The sequence below is a fragment of the Pseudoroseicyclus aestuarii genome (genome assembly GCF_003217255.1).
GTDB lineage: Bacteria > Pseudomonadota > Alphaproteobacteria > Rhodobacterales > Rhodobacteraceae > Pseudoroseicyclus > Pseudoroseicyclus aestuarii.
Genome location: NZ_QJTE01000001.1, coordinates 794,810 through 814,329 on the forward strand (window position 1 = coordinate 794,810; position 19,520 = coordinate 814,329).

23 protein-coding genes and 1 tRNA gene are annotated in these 19,520 nt (G+C 69.2%); 13 read left to right on the top strand and 11 right to left on the bottom strand.

From position 1 onward, the window contains the following. Positions 1-12: 12 nt before the first annotated feature. The 3 genes from DFP88_RS03680 to DFP88_RS03690 are packed head-to-tail and all read right to left on the bottom strand — an operon-like array spanning position 13 to position 1,348. Positions 13-252 (bottom strand): sulfurtransferase TusA family protein, encoded by a 240-nt coding sequence (locus tag DFP88_RS03680; RefSeq protein WP_110813065.1) that lies wholly within the window; start codon positions 250-252, stop codon positions 13-15. Next, positions 249-677, bottom strand: a complete 429-nt coding sequence (locus DFP88_RS03685; protein ID WP_181418561.1) for a cupin domain-containing protein — start codon at positions 675-677, stop codon at positions 249-251. The genes DFP88_RS03680 and DFP88_RS03685 overlap by 4 nt, the downstream gene beginning before the upstream one ends. A 53-nt stretch (positions 678-730) precedes the next feature. Continuing rightward, positions 731-1,348, bottom strand: a complete 618-nt coding sequence (locus DFP88_RS03690) for a histidine phosphotransferase family protein (RefSeq protein WP_181418549.1) — start codon at positions 1,346-1,348, stop codon at positions 731-733. A 9-nt stretch (positions 1,349-1,357) separates the two neighbouring features. On the opposite strand from DFP88_RS03690, the gene DFP88_RS03695 reads away from it, so the two are divergent. The 3 genes from DFP88_RS03695 (at position 1,358) to olsA (ending at position 3,354) form a co-directional block, all read left to right on the top strand. Beyond that, positions 1,358-1,555: a DUF3553 domain-containing protein gene (locus DFP88_RS03695; RefSeq protein WP_110813068.1), complete on the top strand. Its 198-nt coding sequence runs from the start codon at positions 1,358-1,360 to the stop codon at positions 1,553-1,555. Between the two features lie 138 nt (positions 1,556-1,693). After that, on the top strand, positions 1,694-2,485 hold the full coding sequence (olsB, locus tag DFP88_RS03700; RefSeq protein WP_110813069.1) for an L-ornithine N(alpha)-acyltransferase: 792 nt from the start codon (positions 1,694-1,696) through the stop codon (positions 2,483-2,485). Further along, positions 2,482-3,354, top strand: a complete 873-nt coding sequence (gene olsA / locus DFP88_RS03705; protein WP_110813070.1) for a lyso-ornithine lipid O-acyltransferase — start codon at positions 2,482-2,484, stop codon at positions 3,352-3,354. The genes olsB and olsA overlap by 4 nt, the downstream gene beginning before the upstream one ends. On the opposite strand, the gene DFP88_RS03710 is transcribed toward olsA, so the two are convergent. Further along, on the bottom strand, positions 3,336-3,950 hold the full coding sequence (locus tag DFP88_RS03710) for a thiamine phosphate synthase (RefSeq protein ID WP_110813071.1): 615 nt from the start codon (positions 3,948-3,950) through the stop codon (positions 3,336-3,338). The two genes, olsA and DFP88_RS03710, sit on opposite strands and share 19 nt — an antisense overlap. Before the next feature lie 120 nt (positions 3,951-4,070). On the opposite strand from DFP88_RS03710, the gene DFP88_RS03715 reads away from it, so the two are divergent. The 3 genes from DFP88_RS03715 (at position 4,071) to DFP88_RS03725 (ending at position 7,509) form a co-directional block, all read left to right on the top strand. Beyond that, positions 4,071-4,799 (top strand): RNA methyltransferase, encoded by a 729-nt coding sequence (locus tag DFP88_RS03715; RefSeq protein WP_110813072.1) that lies wholly within the window; start codon positions 4,071-4,073, stop codon positions 4,797-4,799. A gap of 92 nt (positions 4,800-4,891) precedes the next feature. Beyond that, the gene (gene ctaA / locus DFP88_RS03720) at positions 4,892-6,043 is read left to right on the top strand and encodes a heme A synthase (RefSeq protein WP_110813073.1); all 1,152 of its coding nucleotides are present in this window, start codon (positions 4,892-4,894) and stop codon (positions 6,041-6,043) included. Then, positions 6,040-7,509 (top strand): carboxypeptidase M32, encoded by a 1,470-nt coding sequence (locus tag DFP88_RS03725; RefSeq protein WP_110813074.1) that lies wholly within the window; start codon positions 6,040-6,042, stop codon positions 7,507-7,509. Before ctaA ends, DFP88_RS03725 begins: the two co-directional genes overlap by 4 nt. 54 nt (positions 7,510-7,563) lie before the next feature. Here the strand turns inward: DFP88_RS03725 and DFP88_RS03730 are convergent, their stop codons facing one another. After that, on the bottom strand, positions 7,564-7,764 hold the full coding sequence (locus DFP88_RS03730) for a YjiS-like domain-containing protein (RefSeq protein WP_110813075.1): 201 nt from the start codon (positions 7,762-7,764) through the stop codon (positions 7,564-7,566). A 93-nt stretch (positions 7,765-7,857) separates the two neighbouring features. Between DFP88_RS03730 and DFP88_RS03735 the strand changes: the two genes are divergently transcribed. The 4 genes from DFP88_RS03735 (at position 7,858) to DFP88_RS03750 (ending at position 12,314) form a co-directional block, all read left to right on the top strand. Next, the gene (locus DFP88_RS03735; RefSeq protein WP_110813076.1) at positions 7,858-9,291 is read left to right on the top strand and encodes an aminotransferase-like domain-containing protein; all 1,434 of its coding nucleotides are present in this window, start codon (positions 7,858-7,860) and stop codon (positions 9,289-9,291) included. Between the two features lie 162 nt (positions 9,292-9,453). Beyond that, positions 9,454-9,915, top strand: coding sequence for a 50S ribosomal protein L13 (rplM, locus tag DFP88_RS03740; protein ID WP_110813077.1), 462 nt, complete (start codon positions 9,454-9,456; stop codon positions 9,913-9,915). Continuing rightward, positions 9,915-10,418 carry a 30S ribosomal protein S9 gene (rpsI, locus tag DFP88_RS03745; RefSeq protein WP_110813078.1) on the top strand — a complete coding sequence of 168 codons (504 nt, stop codon included), beginning with the start codon at positions 9,915-9,917 and terminating at the stop codon, positions 10,416-10,418. The genes rplM and rpsI overlap by 1 nt, the downstream gene beginning before the upstream one ends. A 207-nt stretch (positions 10,419-10,625) precedes the next feature. Further along, positions 10,626-12,314, top strand: a complete 1,689-nt coding sequence (locus tag DFP88_RS03750; protein WP_245904662.1) for a BCCT family transporter — start codon at positions 10,626-10,628, stop codon at positions 12,312-12,314. A gap of 40 nt (positions 12,315-12,354) precedes the next feature. On the opposite strand, the gene rocF is transcribed toward DFP88_RS03750, so the two are convergent. The 3 genes from rocF to DFP88_RS03765 form a co-directional block, all read right to left on the bottom strand. After that, complete coding sequence (gene rocF, locus DFP88_RS03755; RefSeq protein WP_110813080.1) at positions 12,355-13,278, bottom strand: arginase; 924 nt, start codon at positions 13,276-13,278, stop codon at positions 12,355-12,357. A gap of 40 nt (positions 13,279-13,318) precedes the next feature. After that, positions 13,319-13,780, bottom strand: coding sequence for a disulfide bond formation protein B (locus tag DFP88_RS03760; RefSeq protein WP_110813081.1), 462 nt, complete (start codon positions 13,778-13,780; stop codon positions 13,319-13,321). A gap of 150 nt (positions 13,781-13,930) precedes the next feature. After that, positions 13,931-14,014 (bottom strand) — tRNA-Leu (locus DFP88_RS03765). A gap of 425 nt (positions 14,015-14,439) precedes the next feature. Between DFP88_RS03765 and DFP88_RS03770 the strand changes: the two genes are divergently transcribed. Continuing rightward, a complete protein-coding gene (locus DFP88_RS03770; protein WP_425450807.1) occupies positions 14,440-15,084 on the top strand; it encodes a Hint domain-containing protein in 645 nt (214 codons plus the stop codon). Positions 15,085-15,153: 69 nt separating this feature from the next. On the opposite strand, the gene DFP88_RS03775 is transcribed toward DFP88_RS03770, so the two are convergent. Next, positions 15,154-15,762, bottom strand: a complete 609-nt coding sequence (locus DFP88_RS03775; protein ID WP_110813083.1) for a nucleotidyltransferase family protein — start codon at positions 15,760-15,762, stop codon at positions 15,154-15,156. A 91-nt stretch (positions 15,763-15,853) separates the two neighbouring features. Between DFP88_RS03775 and DFP88_RS03780 the strand changes: the two genes are divergently transcribed. Then, positions 15,854-17,110 carry a DUF2254 domain-containing protein gene (locus tag DFP88_RS03780; protein ID WP_181418550.1) on the top strand — a complete coding sequence of 419 codons (1,257 nt, stop codon included), beginning with the start codon at positions 15,854-15,856 and terminating at the stop codon, positions 17,108-17,110. Positions 17,111-17,112: 2 nt separating this feature from the next. On the opposite strand, the gene DFP88_RS03785 is transcribed toward DFP88_RS03780, so the two are convergent. After that, on the bottom strand, positions 17,113-17,682 hold the full coding sequence (locus DFP88_RS03785; RefSeq protein ID WP_110813085.1) for a lipid-binding SYLF domain-containing protein: 570 nt from the start codon (positions 17,680-17,682) through the stop codon (positions 17,113-17,115). A gap of 160 nt (positions 17,683-17,842) precedes the next feature. Next, complete coding sequence (gene hemB / locus DFP88_RS03790) at positions 17,843-18,847, bottom strand: porphobilinogen synthase (protein WP_110813086.1); 1,005 nt, start codon at positions 18,845-18,847, stop codon at positions 17,843-17,845. A 136-nt stretch (positions 18,848-18,983) separates the two neighbouring features. Here hemB and DFP88_RS03795 point away from each other — a divergent pair, with 136 nt between their 5' ends. Then, positions 18,984-19,505, top strand: a complete 522-nt coding sequence (locus DFP88_RS03795) for a component of SufBCD complex (protein WP_110813087.1) — start codon at positions 18,984-18,986, stop codon at positions 19,503-19,505. Positions 19,506-19,520 lie beyond the last annotated feature (15 nt).

The following is a 19,520-nucleotide window of genomic DNA, read 5'->3' on the forward strand; positions in this document are numbered from 1 at the left end:
GAACGGGCGGCCCTAGGGCCGCCCGTTCTGCTTTCGGATCAGGTGAACCTGGCTGCCGCCCTCGTCGCTGGCGCCAAGGTAGTCGTGACCGGCCTCGGCGCAAAAATGCGGCATGTCGATCAGCGCCACCGGATCGTCGGCCAGCACCCGCAGCACCGCGCCTGGCGGCATCGCCCGCAGCCGCTTCTGCGCCCGCAGCACCGGCAGGGGGCAGCGCATCCCGCGTGTGTCGATCTCTTCCGGTGTCGTCATGCGCGGGGGATGTCGAAACCGGCCGGGGCCAGTTCGAAGCCGTCGAAGGTGAAGCCCGGGCTGACGGTGCAGGAGACGAGGGTCCAGGCCCCCGTGCTGCGCGCGGATTGCCAGGCCCGGGGCGGCACGATGCGTTGCGGCAGCGCGCCGCCTGCGATGTCGGGCCCGAGAGGCAGGTCCTCCGCCGGGCCGTCCTCTGTCGCGGCCAGTGACAGGATCAGCGGCGCGCCGGCGTGGTAGTGCCAGATCTCGGTCGCATCGACGCGGTGCCAATGGCTCCGCTCGCCCTCTGCCAGCAGGAAGAGGATTGCGGTGCCGGAGGGACGCTGGCCCTCTGCGGCCTCGGCCTTCCAGGTCTGGCGGTAATGCCCGCCCTCGGGATGCGGCGCGAGGTCGAGGCGGTGGATGATGTCTTCAGCGGTCAGGGTCTGTGTCATGCATCCCGGTCTAGCGCAGGCAGGCCCCGCCGGACCAGCGGTCAGAAGCGCGCCGTCAGCGCCGTCTCGTTCGCCTCGATCCGCAGCCTGCGGCCAAGCTGGGACAAGACCTGCGGCAGCAACAGGAAGTGGACATGGGACGGGGGGAGCCCATCCGCCGGGCGCGGCGGGGCTGTCAACCTGTCCCAGAGCGCGGGGTCCCGGTTCAGCCGCTTGGCGGTGACCTCGATGGTCCAGGTGTCGCCATTCTCGACCTTGATGGTGCCGCCAGCGGTCATCGCTGTCTCGCAGCACTGCATCAGCAGGAAAACGGCGCGCAGATCGGCGCGGTGATGCGCCGCCTCACTGCGCCAGTCGTACTGGATGCGGCTGCCGCGCTGCAGCTCTTCGAGCAGGGTCCGTATCTCCCGGCTGGCGATGCTCTGCCCTTCGCCCGGCGCGCCGAAGGCGATGCGGAAGAAGCGGATGCGCGCCATGGCGGCGGCGACGCTTTCGCTGACCAGCGCCAGCTCCGGCGAGGAGCCGGCCTGCAGGCCCAGAAGCTCGGCCCCGCCGGCGATGGCGCTGAGCGGATTGACAAGATCGTGGCAGATGCGCGAGCAGGCAAGGGCGACCGGGTCGAGCGTGTCATCGGCCAGCTCCTTCACCCCCTGGCTCACGAGGCGACCATGAGCGACGAGACGCGGCACCTGGGCACGAATGCGATCCTGTCGCCCGGCATGATCGTCCGGCATCCCGATCGCCCGGACTGGGGCGACGGGCAGGTGCAATCGATGATCGGCGGAAGGATCACGGTGAATTTCCGGGATGAGGGCAAGGTGACGATCGACAGTTCCCGTGTCGCTTTGATCATCCTGTCCACCTGATCCTTAACAATTGGTTATGGTCGCGCGGATACAACCCAGGGTAGCGGCGGGGGCACGCCTGTCAATGCCGGCCCTGTTGCCATCGCACCGGGCCGGTCCTAGGAGGGCGGCACCCCGTTCCTGCCGAAGACGAGGCCGATGACGCGCCCGCAGCCCCGCCAGGCCCCCGCGACGCCCCAGCCGCGCTTTTCGCTGCGCCTGGCGCGCGATGCGGCGGATCGCGCCGCGGCCGAGCGGCTGCGCTACGCCGTCTTCGTCGAGGAGCTGGGCGGGGACGGCCCGCTCGTCGATCATGCCGCCCGGCGCGAGCGGGACGCCTTCGACGATCATGCCACACAGCTTCTGCTGCTGGACGAGACGCGCGCGCCGGAAGAAGCCGTGGTCGGCCTCTACCGGCTGATGGACGATGCGGCGGCGGTCGCTGCCGGGCGCTTCTACACGGAGGCGGAGTTCGACCTTGCGCCGCTCAGGGCGAGTGGCCGCAGCCTGCTGGAGCTGGGGCGATCCTGCCTGCATCCGCAGTACCGCGGCGGGCCGGCGATGATGCATCTGTGGCAAGGGCTTAGCGCCCATGTCTCGGACCACGGATACGAGGTGCTCTTCGGCACCGCCTCCTTCCACGGCACCGACCTTGCGGCGCTGGCAGAGCCTCTGTCCCTGCTTCAGGAGGCGCATCTGGCCCCGGCGGACCTGCGCGTGTGCGCGCGCGGCGGCGCGGTTCTGCCGGCGCCGGCAGGGCCGGTCGACCGCCGCCGGGCCATGCTGGCGATGCCGGCGCTGATCAAGGCCTACCTGCGGCTTGGCGGCAAGGTCGGCGAGGGGGTCTTCGTCGACCGGGCCTTCAACACCACCGATGTCTGCATGATCCTCGACGCCGCGCAGGTCACGCCGCAGGGGCGGCGGTTTTACGAAGCGCCCCAGCCGGGATGACGGAACGGCCTGTCACGGTGCAGCAGGCGGGCCCCACCTGGCAGGGGCCGCCGCCGCCAGAGGGGGCGGCCCCGGGCCTGGCGGGCTGGCTGCGCGCGCTGCGCCGCGGTGTGCCGCTGGCCCTTCTGATGGTGACGGGCCTCGTGCTGACGCTGCTCCTGCGCCCGGCGGAGCGGCTGATCTGGGGGCTGCGGCGCCCGGTGACGCCCTGGATCACGCGGGCCGTCTGCCGCGGATCGCTCTGGCTTCTGGGCCTGCCTCTGAGGGTCGAGGGGCAGCCGATGCGGCAGGGCGGCGCCATCGTCGCCAACCATTCAAGCTGGCTCGACATCCTTGTGCTGAACGCGCCCGCGCGGGTCTATTTCGTCAGCAAAGAAGAGGTGGCCTCCTGGCCCGGCATCGGCTGGCTCGCGCGCGCGACCGGCACGCTTTTCATCCGCCGCGACCGGCGCGAGGCCTCGGCGCAGGTCGCGCTGCTCGGCGCGCGGCTGCGGGCCGGGCACCGGCTGGTGCTGTTCCCCGAGGGGACATCGACTGACGGGCGGCGGGTGCTGCCCTTCAAGCCGACGCTGCTGGCCGCCTTCGCCGCGCCGGGTGTCGAGACGCTTTGGCTGCAGCCCGCAAGCCTCGCCTATCACGCGCCCGAGGGCAGCGATCCGCGCTTCTACGGCTGGTGGGGCGAGATGAACTTTGGCGCGCATCTGCTTCAGGTGCTTGCGCAAAAGCGGCAGGGCAGGGTGGTCCTGCGCTATCACCCGCCGCAGCGGGCGGGCGATGCGCCGAACCGCAAGGTGCTGGCCCGCGCGCTTGAAGAGGCCGTGCGCTCCGGCCTGCCTCTCGCGGAGACGGATCAGGTCAGCGCGTCGTAGATCCCGCGCAGGGCCGCGGCGGGATCGGCCTCGCCCCAGATCTCCTCGCGCAGCGAGAAGAAGTCCGTCACCGGCGCCAGCGCCCTGAGCGTGACCGGATCGAGCGCGCCCTCGGCCACCACCGGCAGCTCGATCATCTCGCTCCACCAGCCGAACATCTCGGCCTCGGCGCGGGCGCCGCCGCCCAGCGCCGTCTCGCCCGCCGGGCCGAAGGCGACGTAATCGGCGCCCGCCTCGCCGGCGGTCATCCCGTCGTGCCGCGAGGTGCCGCAGAAGGCGCCGACGATGGCATCCTCGGGCAGCGCCTTGCGCGCTTTGCGGACCTGCCGCGGCCCGTCGGACAGGTGGACGCCGTCAAGGCCCAGCCGCTCGGCCAGCAGCCAGTGATCGGTGATCACCAGCGGGATGTCGCGGGCATGGGCGATCTCGCGCAGGGTATCGGCGGCGCGGGCGATCGCATCCTCGTCGCGTGTGGCCAGATCCAGCCGCAGGCAGGCCACCGGCACGGCATCGAGGCAGGCCTCGAGGCGCGGAACGAAGGTCTCGAGGTCGATCTCGGGCGGCGAGACGAGGTAAAGCTGCGGCTGATCGGTCATGGAGCCTCCTGAGCGATATCCGGCGCCTGTTACCGGCCCGCGCGGCAAAAGGCGAGGGGGCGGGTTGCCCCCCGGGCCCGGCAGCGGGTAAGACCCCGCGTCCCCATCAGGAGTGCCGCCATGCCGCCCGTCTTCGTCCTGATCCGCCCGCAGATGGGCGAGAACATCGGTGCGGCCTCGCGGGCGATGTGGAATTTCGGACTCGACCGGATGCGCCTTGTCGCGCCGCGTGACGGCTGGCCCAACCCCAAGGCCACCGCCATGGCCAGCGGCGCGGGGCGGCTGCTGGACGGCGCGATGCTGACCGAGGACACGCCCGCCGCCGTGTCCGATTGCACCTATGTCTATGCCACGACCGCGCGTCCCCGCGGCCTGACCAAGCCGGTGCTGACGCCCGAGGTCGCGATGGCCGATGCCGCCGAACGCGCGGCGCGGGGCGAGCAGACCGCCGTGCTGTTCGGCCCCGAGCGGGCGGGGATGGAGAACGACGACATCGCGCTGGCCAATGCCATCGTTTCGGTGCCGGTGAACCCCGAGTTCGCCTCGCTCAACCTCGCGCAATGCGTGCTGCTCATGGCCTATGAATGGCGGCGCGCCGAGGGCACCGCAGAGGCGCGGCGGGTCGAGATGGCGGGGGCGGACTGGGCCACACAAGGCGACGTGGCGCATCTGGCGGGCCATTGGGAAGAGCGGCTGGAAGAGGCCGGCTTCTTCTTTCCCGAGGGCAAGGCGCCGCATATGAAGATGACCCTGCGCAATCTCTTCAGCCGCATGCCGCTGACCCGGCCCGACGTGCAGATCCTGCACGGCATCATGCGCCAGATGGTCCGCTGGAAGGACCGCGGCTGACATCGTCGCGGCATGAAGGCGCGGCATCCGGACGCCTTGTGGCAAGGGGGCGGCTGGCCTAGGTTGCCCGCGCTTTGACAGGAGAGTGCCGCATGGCGAAACCGTCCCGCCCCGTGTTCCAGGATGTGACCACCGACCAGCGGGCGACCGCCACGCCGGGCGGCATCGACCGCGGCCGCCGCGACGCGCGCGGCGCGCTGCGCATCTGGCTGGCGGTGCTCTTCGTCATGGTCGTCGCGATCATCGCCGTCGGCGGCGCGACCCGCCTGACCGATTCGGGCCTGTCGATCACCGAATGGGCCCCCGTCACCGGGGCGATCCCGCCGATGAATGCCGCCGACTGGCAAAGCGAGTTCGACGCCTACCGCGCCAGCCCCCAGTACGAGCTGATGAACGAGGGCATGAGCCTGTCGCAGTTCCAGTCGATCTACTGGTGGGAATGGGGGCACCGGCAGCTTGGCCGGACCATCGGTCTCGTCTGGTTCCTCGGCTTTGCCTTCTTCGCCGCGACGCGGCGGGTGCCCGCGGGCTGGACCTCGCGCCTTCTGACGATCGGTGTGCTTGTGGGCCTGCAGGGTGCGATCGGCTGGTGGATGGTCTCCAGCGGGCTCGAGGCAGGGCAGGTCACCGTCGCATCCTACCGGCTGGCGACGCACCTTGGCCTCGCCTTCGGGATCCTCGGGCTGATCGCCTGGTACATCCTGCGTCTCGGGCGCCGCGAGGCAGAGCTTCTGCAGGCCCGCCGCGCCGGCGAGCGGCGGCTGTTCGGCGGGGCGACGGGGCTGATGCACCTGATGATGCTGCAGATCCTGCTCGGCGCTCTGGTGGCGGGCATCGACGCCGGGCGCGCCTTTCCGACCTGGCCCTCGATGAACGGGGACTTCTTCCCGGCCAATGCCTTCTATGTCCCGGACGGCGGCGCCACATGGCGCGCCTTCTTCGAGAACCCGGGCCTCGTGCAGTTCATCCACCGGATGGCAGGCTACCTGCTCGCCGCGCTTGCCGTTGTCGTCGTGCTGCGCGCGCGCCGCTCGCCGCATCCCGCGACGCGGGCGGCGGGCTGGATGATGCTCGCCATGGTCGCGCTGCAGATCGTGCTTGGCATCGTCACGGCGCTGACGGCGGCGCATCTGCATGTCGCGCTGTCGCACCAGTTCGGCGCCGTGCTGCTCTGGGTGCTGATCCTGCGGCTGCGATTCCTTGCCCGCTATCCCTATGGCACCAGCATCCGAGGTACGCGATGACCGCTTTCGACGATCTCATGGCCTTCCAGCGCGAGACCGAGGCGCTGGCGCAGGTCGCCGGCCGGCTCGGCTGGGACCAGGAGACGGTGATGCCCCGCGGCGCTGCCGAGCAGCGCGGCGAGGAGAATGCGGCGATGGAGGGCGTGCTGCACGCCCGGCGCACCGATCCGCGTATCGCGGACTGGCTGGAGGCCGCGCAGCCCGAAGGCCCCGCGCAGCAGGCGATGCTGCGCGAGATCCGCCGCGATCTGGACCGCGCGACCAAGGTGCCGGCGAAGCTGGCGGCCGAGATCGCGCGCACGACCTCCCTCGGGCACGGCATCTGGGCCGAGGCGCGCGCCGCCGAGGACGTCGCCGCCTTCCTGCCCACGCTCGAGCGGATCGTGGCGCTGCGCCGCGAAGAGGCCGCCGCCCTCTCTGAGGGTGGCGATCCCTACGACGCGCTTCTCGACAGCTACGAGCCGGGGATCACCGGCGCCCAGCTCGATGCGCTGTTCGGCGCGATGCGCCCCCGCCTCGTCGCGCTGCGCGGGGCCGTGCGCGAGGCGGCGCCGGCGCCGGCTCTGGAGGGGCACTTCGCCGAAGAGCCGCAGATGGCCCTGACGCGCGAGCTGGCGCTGGCCTTCGGCTACGACCTGTCGCGGGGCCGGATCGACAAGGCGGTGCATCCCTTCTCCTCGGGTTCGGGGCAGGATGTGCGGATCACCACGCGGACCCAGCCCGACGATCCATTCAACGCGATCTATTCGACGATCCACGAGGTCGGCCATGCCGCCTACGAGCAGGGCGTCGATCCGGCCTACCTGCTGACGCCGCTGGGTCGCGGCGCCTCCATGGGCGTGCACGAAAGCCAGAGCCGCATCTACGAGAACCAGATCGGCCGCAGCCGCGCCTTCACCGGCTGGCTCTTCGGGCGGACGCAAAGCCATTTCGGCGACCTCGGGCTGGCCGATGCCGAGGCCTTTCATGCGGCGGTCAACCGCGTGGCGGACACCTATATCCGCACCGAGTCGGATGAGCTGCAGTACAATCTGCACGTCATGCTGCGGTTCGACCTTGAGCGGGCGCTGATCTCGGGCGATCTGCCCGTGCGAGATCTCGAAGCGGCCTGGAACGACCGCTTCGAGGCGGATTTCGGCTTTGCCGTCGACCGTCCCAGCCATGGCGTGCTGCAGGATGTGCATTGGTCCGAGGGATTGTTCGGGTACTTTCCGACCTATGCCCTGGGCAATGTCTATGCCGGCTGCCTCGAGGCCGCGATGCGGCGGGATCTGCCGGATCTCGATGCGGCGCTTGCCCGGGGCGACACCGGGCCGGCGACGGGCTGGCTGCGGCAGGCGGTGCAACGGCACGGCGCGCTGCGCCTGCCGCGCGAGACCATCGAGGCCGCGACCGGAGAGGCGCCGACGCCCGAGCCGCTGCTGCGCTATCTCGAAGAGAAGTTCTCGGCCCTTTACGGGCTGTAGCGCATAAAAAAAGGCCGAAGCAAAGCTCCGGCCCAGGATCGGGAGAAGCGGGACCTAGCTTCTCCAGAATGGCTTCAGCGCCTCGCCGCGCATCTCGACGTGGTCGATGCCGATGTCGCGCATCAGGTGCGGCTCGAGCAGGGAGAGCTGGCGACGGCTGCGCGCGCGCTCGCGCCAGCGCGCCAGAAGGACGGCGAGGGGCTTGTGGGTGGCCCGGCGGTGCGGCGCATCGGGCAGGGAGATGGCAGGACGCATGACGGAAATGACACACCTATTGTATTGAAACAAGTTTCGTGATCTGATAAATCATAGATACAATCCTCGCCAGCGAAGGTCCAATACATTATTGTGACGGATACAATCTGGTTTCCTGACCCCGACCCGCGAGCCGCGACGCGTCATGGCGGCATCAATGCCGCCATTCGCGAGGCCATCGCCGAGGGGGTGCTGCCGGTAGGGCATCGGCTGCCGCCGGTCCGCGAGGTGGCCTACCGCCTTGGCGTGACGCCGGGCACCGTTGCACGGGCCTACCGCGACCTCGTGGAGGATGGCCTTCTCGCGGCGCAGGTCGGGCGCGGCACCTTCGTCGCCGATCCCGGCGAGGCAGAGGCCGGAGCCGGCCCCTCGCAGGAGGCGCCACAGGAGGAGCCGCAGGACGAGCCGGCGCCACTGCTGCCGGACCTACGGGCGGGGATGCTGAACCTCGCCACCGCGCAGGTCGCGGACGTGGGGCAGGGCGCGATGCTGCACCGGCTGATGACCTCGCTCCCGGCGCCGAAGCCGGGTGACTGGATCGGCTATCCGCAGCCGGCCGGAGATGCCGCCCTGCGCGCCGCGCTTGCCGATTGGCTGGCGCGCCCCTCCTACGGCCGGGTGGGGCCCGATGTGCTGGTGCCGACGATGGGCGCGCAGCACGGGCTGGTGGTGCTGTTCCAGATGTTGCTGCGGGGGCCGCATCCTGTCGTCGCCACCGAGGAACTGGCCTATTCCGGCATCCGCCATGCCGCCGGACTGACCCGGGCGCAGGTGGTGGGCGTTCCGATGGATGCCGAGGGGCCGCTGCCGGATGCGCTCGACCGGGTGCTGCGCGACAGCGGCGCCCAGATATTCTGCACCACCGCCGAGGCGCATAACCCGACCACCGTGCGCACCAGCCCCGAGCGGCGCCAGGCGGTGGCCGAGATCGCGCGGCGCCGGGCGGTGCAAATCGTCGATGACGATTGCTTCGGTGCCGGCGGCATGGAGGCCGGCTACCGCGTGCTCGCACCGGACCGCAGCTGGATCGTGACCTCTGTGTCCAAATCCCTCAGCCCCGAGCTGCGGCTCGGCGTGGTGCTGACGCCCGAGGGGCGGGCGACTGACCTGCGCGCCACCGTGCAGCGGCAGATCTACGGCCTGCCGCGCCCCCTGACGGAGCTGGGGACAGCCGTCCTCGCCTCGGGTGAGGCCGCGCGGGTGCGGCGGGCGGTCCATGCGACGATCGCGCAGCGCAATGCCATCGTGCAGCGCGAGTTGGGGGCCTACGGTGTGGTCACCCGCGACAAGGTGCCCTTCGCCTGGCTGCCGATGCCCAAGGGCTGGCGCGCCTCGACCTTTGTCCGCGCGGCCGAGGGGCAGGATATCCGCCTGCGCGCGGCGGATGAATTCGCACTGATCGGCGGCCTTGCCCCCAATGCGGTGCGGCTTTCGGTGACCGGCGAGGCGCAGGAGGCGCGGCTGGTGGCCGGGCTGTCGCGCCTCCTGGCGCTTCTGGAGGCGGCGCCACCGGTGCTGGAGGCCTGAATTATGGGGTATAATAATACCTTATTTTCAAGTCACTGATTTACCTATATAAATCACGAAAGCCCGCTCTTGACTGCGACAGGCGTACAGGTAAAACCCGGCTCATCGAATTTGCGCCGCGCGGGGCCGACCCACGCGGCGTTTGCAATCAAGGACGACGCAATGAAAACCTTTTCCGCGACTCCGGCGGATATCGAGAAGAAGTGGATCGTGATCGACGCCGAGGGCGTCGTTCTCGGCCGCCTCGCCTCGATCATCGCCATGCGTCTGCGCGGCAAGCACAAGCCTAGCTTCACGCCGCACATGGACATGGGCGACAACGTCATCGTCATCAACGCCGACAAGGTGCAGCTGACGGGGCGCAAGCGCGAAGAGCACCACTACTGGCACACCGGCCACCCGGGCGGCATCAAGTCGCGCACGAAGGCCGAGATCCTCGAGGGCAAGCACCCCGAGCGGGTCGTCGAGCTGGCCGTCAAGCGCATGCTGCCCGGCGGTCGCCTGAGCCGTCAGCAGATGACCCATCTGCGCATCTTCGCCGGCACCGAGCACGGCATGGACTCGCAGAAGCCCGAGGTTCTGGACGTGAAGTCCATGAGCAAGAAGAACACGAGGACTCTGTAATGGCCGAACAAGTCAACTCTCTGGAAGAGCTCGGCGAGGCGGTCACCGCCGAGGCCGGCGGCGTTCTGGGCACCGAAGCTGCGGACGAAACCCCGCGCGAGCCCGTGCGCGACGAGCAGGGCCGCTCCTATGCCACCGGCAAGCGGAAGGACGCGGTCGCCCGCGTCTGGATCAAGCCGGGCAACGGCACGGTCACCGTCAACGGCAAGCCGATCGACACCTACTTCGCCCGTCCGGTGCTGCAGATGATCCTGCGCCAGCCGTTCCAGGTGGCCGGTGTCGAGGGTGAGTTCGACGTCTATGCCACCGTCAAAGGCGGTGGCCTCTCGGGCCAGGCCGGTGCGGTCAAGCATGGCGTCTCGCGCGCCCTGCAGCTGTACAACCCCAGCCTGCGCGGCGCGCTCAAGGCCGCCGGCTTCCTGACCCGCGACAGCCGCGTGGTCGAGCGGAAGAAGTACGGCCGTGCGAAAGCTCGCCGGAGCTTCCAGTTCTCCAAGCGCTGATCTGCCGCGCTTTGTCCAAGCTTTGCGGGCCGCCCATCGGGCGGCCCGTTTGCGTTCCGGGCCGCAGTGCCGATCTGCCGCAGGAACGCGATTTTCTTTGCCGCCACCCATTCCAGAAGGGGCCTGCCGGGGTACACTCGCTGCGATCCCGGAGAAGTGATCACTTCGACGGGACCCATGACGACGCAGCACAGGAGGAGCTCGCCCTTGTCGAACAGGATCCCACAGGACCGTTTCTGGATATTCCCGAAGGTCAACAGACCGGTCTTCATCGTCTCGGCGGGGCTGATCATCAGTTTCATTATCTTCGGCGCGCTGTTCAACGATCTGGCGAACGAGGTCTTCGTCGGCACGCAGAACTTCCTCGCGGGGGAATTCGGCTGGGCGATGATCATCATCGTCAACCTGATGGTGCTGCTGGTACTTTTTCTCGGCCTCGGGCCCTTCGGGGACGTCCGGCTGGGCCGGATGGACGAGGAGCCGGAGTATTCGGTCTTCTCCTGGACCGCGATGCTGTTCAGCGCCGGCATCGGCATCGGCCTGATCTACTGGGGCGTCTCGGAGCCGCTGTACCACTTCTTCGCCGCCCCGCTGGCAGATAGCGAGACGGTCGAGGCGGCGCAGGAGGCCATGGCCATCAGCTTCATGCACTGGGGCTTCCACGCATGGGCCATCTACGCGGTGGTTGGTCTGGCGCTGGCCTACTACCACTTCCGCAAGGGGCTGCCGCTGTCGATCCGCTCGACGCTCTACCCGCTGATCGGCGACCGCATTTACGGGTTCTGGGGCAATGTCGTCGACATCGTCGCGGTCTTCGGCACGATGTTCGGCATCGTCACCTCGCTGGGGCTTGGCGCCACGCAGGTCAATGCGGGTCTGACCGACCTCTTCGGTGTGCCCGATGCGGCCTGGGTGCAGATCCTGATCATCGCCTTCATCACCGGCCTTGCGACCATCTCGGTGCTGGCCGGCCTCGACGGCGGGATCAAGCGGCTCAGCAGCATCAACATCGTGCTGACGCTGATCTTCCTGGCCTTCATGGTGATCGTCGGGCCGACGCTGTTCATCTTCGACAGCTTCGTCGAGAACTACGGCTATTACCTGTCGCGCTTCGTTCAGCTGGGCACTTGGTCCGAAGGCTGGGTCGGCGGCAACGAGAGCAACGACTGGCAGGTCGGCTGGACCGTGTTCTACTGGGCCTGGTGGGTCAGCTGGGCCCCCTTCGTCGGCGTGTTCATCGCGCGGATCAGCCGCGGCCGCACGGTGCGCGAGTTCATGGTCGGCGTCATGCTGATTCCCTGCACGATCATGTTCTTCTGGTTCACGGCCTTCGGCGGCACGGCGATCGACATCTCGCTCTCCGGCGATCCGACCCTGATCGAGGCGACGCGCGAGAATTACGCCAACACCATGTTCGCGCTTCTCGAATACTTCCCGCTGTCGAGCGTGACCTCGCTTTTCGCGACGGTTCTGATCGTCATGTGGTTCGTCACCAGCTCCGACTCGGGCAGCTTCGTCATCGACATGCTGACGGCGGGCGGCGATCCCAACCCGCCGAAGATCCAGCGCGTGTTCTGGGCGGTCTCCGAAGGTGCCGTCGCCTCCGTCCTGCTGCTGGCGGGCGGGCTTGGTGCGCTTCAGGCTGCTGCGGTGGTTGCGGGGTTCCCCTTTGCCATCGTCCTGGTGCTTATCGGCTGGGGTCTGGTGCGGGCGCTGCGCTGGGATGACCTGATGGTGCACCGCCACCGGATGCGGTTCCGCAGTGACAGCGAGGCCGAGCACAACATGGCCAGCGACGTGCACGACGAGTACATGAACCTTGGCCCCAACCCGGCGGCAGACCCCTCGAAGCGGGGCGAGCCGCTGCCGACCGAAGGCTCTGCTCCGGCAGAATGACCGAAAGGGGCGGCTCCTCGGGGCCGCCCCTTATCGACCGTCAGGCGCCGCGCGGGGTGGGACGGTCGAAGACCCGCCGTCCCATCAGCGAGGCGCAGAGATCGACCATCAGCGAGGCCGTCCGCCCCCGCTCGTCGAGCGAGGGGTTCAGCTCCACCAGGTCGAGGCTGCAGACCCGCCCGGAATCGCTGAGCATTTCCATCGCCAGATGCGCCTCGCGCACCGTGGCGCCGCCGGGCACCGTGGTGCCGACCGCCGGCGCCACCGCCGGGTCGAGGAAGTCGACGTCGAGCGAGACGTGCAGGAGCCCGTCCACCGCCGCGACCTTGTCGAGGAAGGTACCCAAAGGCCTCGCGATGCCGACCTCGTCGATCATCCGCATGTCGACCAGCATCGCCTCGCCATCCTCGAGCGCCGCGCGCTCCTCGGGATCGACGCTGCGCAGCCCGATCAGGCCCACCCGCTCCACCGGGATCACGCTTGGCAGCGGCGGGAAGGGGTCGAAGCCCTTTTGCCCGGTGACATAGGCCAAGGGCGTGCCATGCAGGTTGCCGCTGGTCGTCGTCTCGAGCGTGTGGAAATCGGTATGCGCATCCAGCCAGAGCACGAAAAGCGGCCGGTCCAGCTGGGCGGCATGGGCCGCCATGCCGGCGACACTGCCCAGCGACAGCGCGTGATCGCCGCCCATGAAGATGGGAAAGCCCTCCTTCGCCGCCTCCTGCGCCGCGCGCATCAGCGAGAGCGTCCAGCCAACGGTCTGCGGCAGGTGGTGGACCGCCTTGTTCGCCACGGGCGGCGGATCGGCGGGATCGGGCGTCATGTTGCCGCGGTCCATGACGCTATGGCCCAGCCCCTGCAGGGCTTCGACAAGGCCGGCGGTGCGATAGGCATCGGGCCCCATGAGACAGCCCCGGCGCTGCTTGCCGCAGTCGACCGGGGCGCCGATCAGGATACAATCTGTCATGGGGCGAAGGATGCCGCGCCCGGCGCGGAAGGGAAAGGCCCTAGCTGCGCTGGATGGCGCGGATCCAGAAGGCCAGCAGCACCAGCGAGGCCAGCATGTTCCAGGAGGCCATCGACAGGCCCAGCATCTCCCAGCTGACCTGGTCGCACATGATCACGCGCGGCGCGGCTGTCGTCGACAGAAGATCCGAACCCGAGAGGGAGCCGAGGCTCTGGCCGGTGCCGGTGCAGCTTGCCGGGCCCTCCCACCAGCCGCGCTCGACCCCGGTGTGGAAAAGGCCGACGCCCGCGGTCGTGACCATGGCCAACGCGCCCAGCGCCGGCAGCCAGCGCCCGCCGATCCCGAGGGCCAGCAGCCCGATCGCGATGGCCGCGAAATGCGGATAGCGCTGCCACCAGCACAGGTGGCAGGGCGGGTAGCCCATGAACTGGAAGCCGTAGGCGGCGGCCAGCAGAAAGAGGGACCCCAGGGTGGCGATCAGGATCGGAAAACGGCGCGACATGGAGGGTCCTTCTGGGCAGCGATCTCGCCGCGATCAGAACCATGCGGCGCCGGGGCAGGCAAGCCTTCGGCACGGCACGCCTGCGTCATCGACCCGCGGCAGGAGTCTTGAGACGCCACGGGGCGCAGGCGGAGGCCGCACCCTGTTGGCTGGTACCGGTGGCCGGACTCGAACCGGCATGCCTTGCGGCGGCGGATTTTGAATCCGCTGCGTCTACCATTCCGCCACACCGGCCAACGGGCGCAGCACTAGCCGCGGCGGCGCGGGCGGTCAATCGCGCGATTGGGGGACGGACCCGAGGCAGAGGCCGCGGCTCGCGCCGCTGGAATCGTCCGGGCTGGGTGCTCGGTCTTCCGATCATTCTTAGATTGTTTCCCTCGGCGGCAGGCCTGTTGGGCTCGGTCGCCAGAAAATTGTCATAAAGCGGGCGGGGCGAGATTGTCCCCCGTATAGGTGGTAATCCTCGCTCGTATCGGCTCGACCTCAGGCCGAGGCCCGCTGATATGCGACAAAACGGAAACGATAACCGGGCCTGGGGCTGTTCCGCGTGACGGGGATTGCCCCTTCGTCGCCAAGTTCGGCCCACCTAAAGCCCCAATTGGGCTTTCGCCGCCGTATTCCGGACATTATTCCGAAGCGGTCGCCAGTGCGCTGGCGGCATCAGAGCGGCAGCGTGCCCTGGGCTTCGCCGGGTTGCGCAGAGGTGGAAGGTCGAAGCGCAGGTGCCTAGTTTCACGCCAGGAATCATGATCGCGACGCCGCGCGGCGAGGTGCCGGTCGAGCAGTTGCGGCCCGGGGACCGGGTCATCACGCGCGACAACGGCATTCAGGAGATCCGCTGGGCCGGGCGCCGCGACATGGGCGCGGCGGCCTTTTCCAAGCGCCCGGCGCTGCGTCCGGTGATGATCGCGGCCGGGGCGCTGGGGAACGGGCTGCCGGAACAGCCGATGATGGTGGCGCCGGGGCACCGGGTCCTGATCGCCAACCCGCAGCTTCACCTCTACTTCGCCGAGAGCGAGGTCCTCGTGGCGGCGCGCCACCTGCTGGGCCGGCGCGGGGTGCACGAGGTGTCGCTGCTGAGCACGACCTACCTGCACATGACCTTCGACGATCACGAGGTGGTGCTGTCGAACGGCGCCTGGACGGAGTGCTTCCAGCCGGGCGACCACAGCGTCATCGGCAGTGTTCAGCGCCGCGATCTGCTGGAGCTCTATCCCGCTCTCGAGACCGGCAGCCAAAGCGAGTGCCCGGCGGCGGCGCGGCGGGCGCTGGACCAGAACGAGGCGCGGCTCTTCGTCGTCTGAGGGGCGGCTCGCGTGCTGGTTTTGCCGTTCTGTTTTCTAGAGACCTGACAATGATCTGAGTGAGGTGCTTCAGCCGTTGCCTGAAGTCTGCCGCCACTGCGCCCAGGCCTCGGGCGTGTCGAGATCGCGGATCGCCCGTTCTTCCGGCAGGGGGAGCAGGTAGAGCCGGTCGTGCTGCGCCCGCACGATCGCCGCGGCGCCCTCGTCGCCACGAAGCTCTTGGAACTGAGGGCGCAGACTGGCGTCAAAGAGCACCGGGTGCCCGGGCCGCCCGTCCTGCGAGGTCCCGCGCCAGATCAACGCTTGCGGTGCGATAGCAGGCGCTTGCAGGACGTAGCGAATGTCATCGGGCAGAAGCTCCGGCAGGTCCGCTGGCAGGACCGCGATTTGCGCGGCCGGCGGCAGCGCCGCGACGCCGGCGCGCAGCGTGCCGCCCATCCCCTCGGCCGAGGCCGGCAGGAAGAGCGGCGTGACCGACAGCCCCTCCAGAAGCCGGCGGCGTGGGTGGTCCGCATCGGGCAAGGCGACGTGGACCTCGGCCCCCGCCTCGATGCAGTGGCGGGCGATGCGCCTGAGCAGCGGCTCCCCCTCGACCACCTCGGCAAGCTTGTCGCGCCCGCGCATCCGGCTGGACCGTCCGGCGGCCAGCAGAAGAAGGGGAACGGGCGTGGCAGGCATGCTAGGCATCGGCTCTCCTGAGGCGGCGCAGGACTGAATGGCAGGCGAACTTCGCCCTTGTCCAGAGGCGGCTTTGCCCGGAGAAGGGCGCATGTTTTCGACCGCCCTGCGCAAGCTCCATCGCCTGTCCCGCCGCCTCTGGGTGCGGGTCGCCGCCATTTCCGTCATGGGGGTCCTCGGCGTGGCCCTTGCCAAGCTGCTGGGGCCGCTGATCCCCGAGGGCATGGCCGAGGCGATCGGTGCGGATGCGCTGAACCGCCTTCTCGACATCATCTCGACCTCAATGCTCTCGGTCACGACCTTTTCGCTTTCGGTGATGATCGCGGTCTACCAGTGGTCCTCGTCGCAATGGACGCCGCGGGCGCACCGGATGCTGCTGGCGGATACGACGATGCAGACGGTGCTGGCGACCTTCGTCGGCGCCTGGATCTATTCGCTCAGCGCGATCATCATCCTCTCGACCCCCTTCTACGGGGAACGCGAGATCGTCATGCTCTACCTGACCACGCTGCTGGTCATGGTGCTGATCGTGGTGATGATCCTGCGCTGGATCCTCAAGCTCCAGTCGCTGGGCAGCCTGATCGACACGACGGCCCGTGTGGAGCGCGAGGCGACGCAGGCCTTCGAGATGCGGATGAAGCAGCCCTGTCTCGGCGGCAACGCGCTACGTGAGGTGCCGGAGGGGCTGAGGCCCATCAGGTCGGGCAAGACCGGCTATATCCAGGCAATCTACCAGGAGAGCCTGCAGGAGCATTGCGAAGAGGCTGATCTGCGCCTCTGGGTCGTCGCGCCGGTGGGCCGCTTCGTGCACCGCGAGGAGATCATCGCCCATGCCAGCGGCGGCGATGAGGCCTTTGACGAGAAGGTGCTCGCCTCCATCCACATGGGCGCCCTGCGCACGGTGGAGCAGGACCCGCGCTTCGGCCTCGTCATGCTGGCCGAGATTGGCAGCAAGGCGCTATCGCCGGGGATGAACGATACCGGCACCGCGCTCGACGTGATCGGCCGCATCGGCCGGATCATCGAAAGCTGGCGCGACGAGATCGAGGTACCCGGAGAGGTCGCAAACGACCGGCTCTGGATCCCGCCGCTCGATCCGCTGGACCTGCTGATCGACGGCTTCGCGATGATCGCCCGCGACGGGCAGGGCCAGGCCGAGGTGCAGATCGCGCTGCAGAAACGCCTCTCGGCCCTCGCGCGCCATCCCGATCCGGGGATCGCTGCCGCCGCGCGCGAGATGGCGCGCGAGGCCTGGGCCCGGGCGCAGGAGGGGATCGGCTTTTCTCCCGACCTCGAGCGGGTGCGGACCTCTGTGCCGCCCGCGATCCAGCGCAGCGTCAGCGGGTAGGATCAGGGGATGATGCGGGTGTATTTCACGCCCTCGAGCGTGGCGCCCAGGCGCAGCCCGCTTTGGGCGAAGATCACCGCGATCACCGGCGAGAGCGAGGTGGTGGAATCGGCGCGCAGCGTCTCGCCCCGGTCCGAGATCGCGTAATCGACATCCGCCCCGGCGACCCAGCCATAGGAGCGGCGGAAGCCCGAGAGCGCCTCTTCGGTCATGAAGAACAGCACGTGACTGAACTGCTGCGCGCCGATCTGCAGGCCAGCGCTGGCCGAGGCGGCGGAGTAGTAATCGACGATCGATTCGCCCACCAGCAGCGCGCCGCGCCCGTAGGAGCCGCCGAGGCCGAGGCCGGCCTCTGTCACCAGCGGCATCACCAGCATGCCGCGCGCGCTTTGCGACAGCTCGCGCGTGCCGGGGTATTCGCGGTACATGTAGTCCAGCGTGCTTTGCACCCGCGCGTCGATCCGCGCGGCCCCGTCCGAGCCTACGCCGTTGCCGCAGCCCGCGAGCCCCGCCGTCAGGGTTGCCGCGCCGCCCGCGATGACGGCGCGCCGGCCGATCCTGCGATGATCCATGTCTCTGCCCTCATGTGCCCTGCGCGCCCTCTGCCGGGGCGCCTTTTGGCCAGCATAGGCGGGCAGGGGCGCGGTGTCATCAGCAAGAGAGGCCCCGGCGGGTTCGCGCCGGCAGGCCGCGGAGCCTCCGGCGGGGATATTTGCAAAGAGAAGAGGTGGATTACCCCAAGGCCCGCGCGGCCTCGGGGGCGAAGTAGGTCAGGATGCCGTCGCAGCCGGCGCGCTTGAAGGCCAGCAGGCTTTCCATCATCACCGCCTCGCCCTGCAGCCAGCCGTTCTGGATGGCGGCCTGCATCATCGCGTATTCACCCGAGACCTGGTAGGCGAAGGTCGGCACCTCGAAGCGGTCCTTCACGGCGGCGCAGAGGTCGAGATAGGGCATGCCGGGCTTGACCATGACCATGTCGGCCCCTTCGGCAAGGTCGCGCGCGACCATGCGCAGCGCCTCGTCGCGGTTGGCCGGGTCGATCTGGTAGGTCGTCTTGTCGCCCTTGAGCGCGGAGGAGGCGCCGACCGCATCGCGGAAGGGGCCGTAGAAGCCGGAGGCGAACTTGGCTGCATAGCTCATGATCGCGACATGGCCGTGCCCCTCGGCCTCGAGCGCGGCGCGGATCGCGCCGATCCGGCCGTCCATCATGTCCGAGGGGCCGAGGATATCGGCCCCGGCCTCGGCCTGCGCCAGCGCCATGCGGACCAGCGCCTCGACCGTGCGGTCGTTCACGACGTAGCCATCCTCGACGTAGCCGTCCTGGCCGTTGATGTTGTAGGGGTCGAGCGCGATGTCGGTCATCACCGCGATCTCGGGCACCGCTTGTTTGATCGCGCGGATCGCGCGGTTTGTCAGGTTCTCGGGGCTCCAGGCTTCGGCGCAATCCTCGGTCCGCGCCTCGGCGGCGGTATAGGGAAAGAGGCAGATCGCCGGGATGCCGAGATCGGCGGCCTCGCGCGCGGCGGGGACGATGCGGTCCACGGTGCGCCGCGAGACGCCGGGCATCGAGGCGACGGGCGCCTCGGCATCCTCGCCCTCCATCAGGAAGACCGGCCAGATCAGGTCTGCGGGCGTCAGCGCCGTCTGCCGCACCATCGCGCGCAGCGCCGGGCTGCGGCGCAGGCGGCGCGGGCGGTGGGCCGGAAAGGCGGGGGCTGGGGCAGAGGGGCTGGTCATCGGCGGTCTCCGGGAAGTGTGGCCACGGGGTGGCACGGGCCGAGATGCGCCGCAAGGCCGCAGCGGTGCGGCTGCTCTGGGCATTGCGCGCGCGGATCGCTAGGGTCCGGCCGATTCACTCCAAGAAGGCCCAAGCGTGGATTTGACCAAGGCGCTCCTGCAGGTGATCGACACCCGCTCCTTCTCGAGCCTGTGGTACTGGTTGATGCTGGCCCTCGCCTGGTCGATGGCGAGCCACTGGGTGCTGGGCGTGCCCTACGACATGATCGTGCGGGCGCGCCGGCAGGGCGGAGAGGCGATGCAGGACCTGCGCGACCTGGTGCGGGTGCAGGTGCTGCGCACGACGGCCATCAGCCGGCGCATGGGGCCCTGGCTGGTCGGTGCGGCGGGCTTCGCGGGGTCCGCGCTTCTGGTGCTGGGGTTCTGGCATTGGATCGAGATCGCGCAGGCGTTGGCCTTCCTGCTGCTGCCGCTGATCGGCGTTGCCGCGATGGGCGTGGCGCTGGCGCGGCGGATGGAGGCCGAGGATCCCGACAACGAGCTGATGGTGCAGCGTCTGCTGCGCCACCGCTTCTGGACGCAGGCGATCGGCATGGTGACGATCTTCGTTACCGCGCTCTTCGGCATGTACCAGAACCTGCTGCTCATCGGCCTTTGATGCAGCCCGAACTTG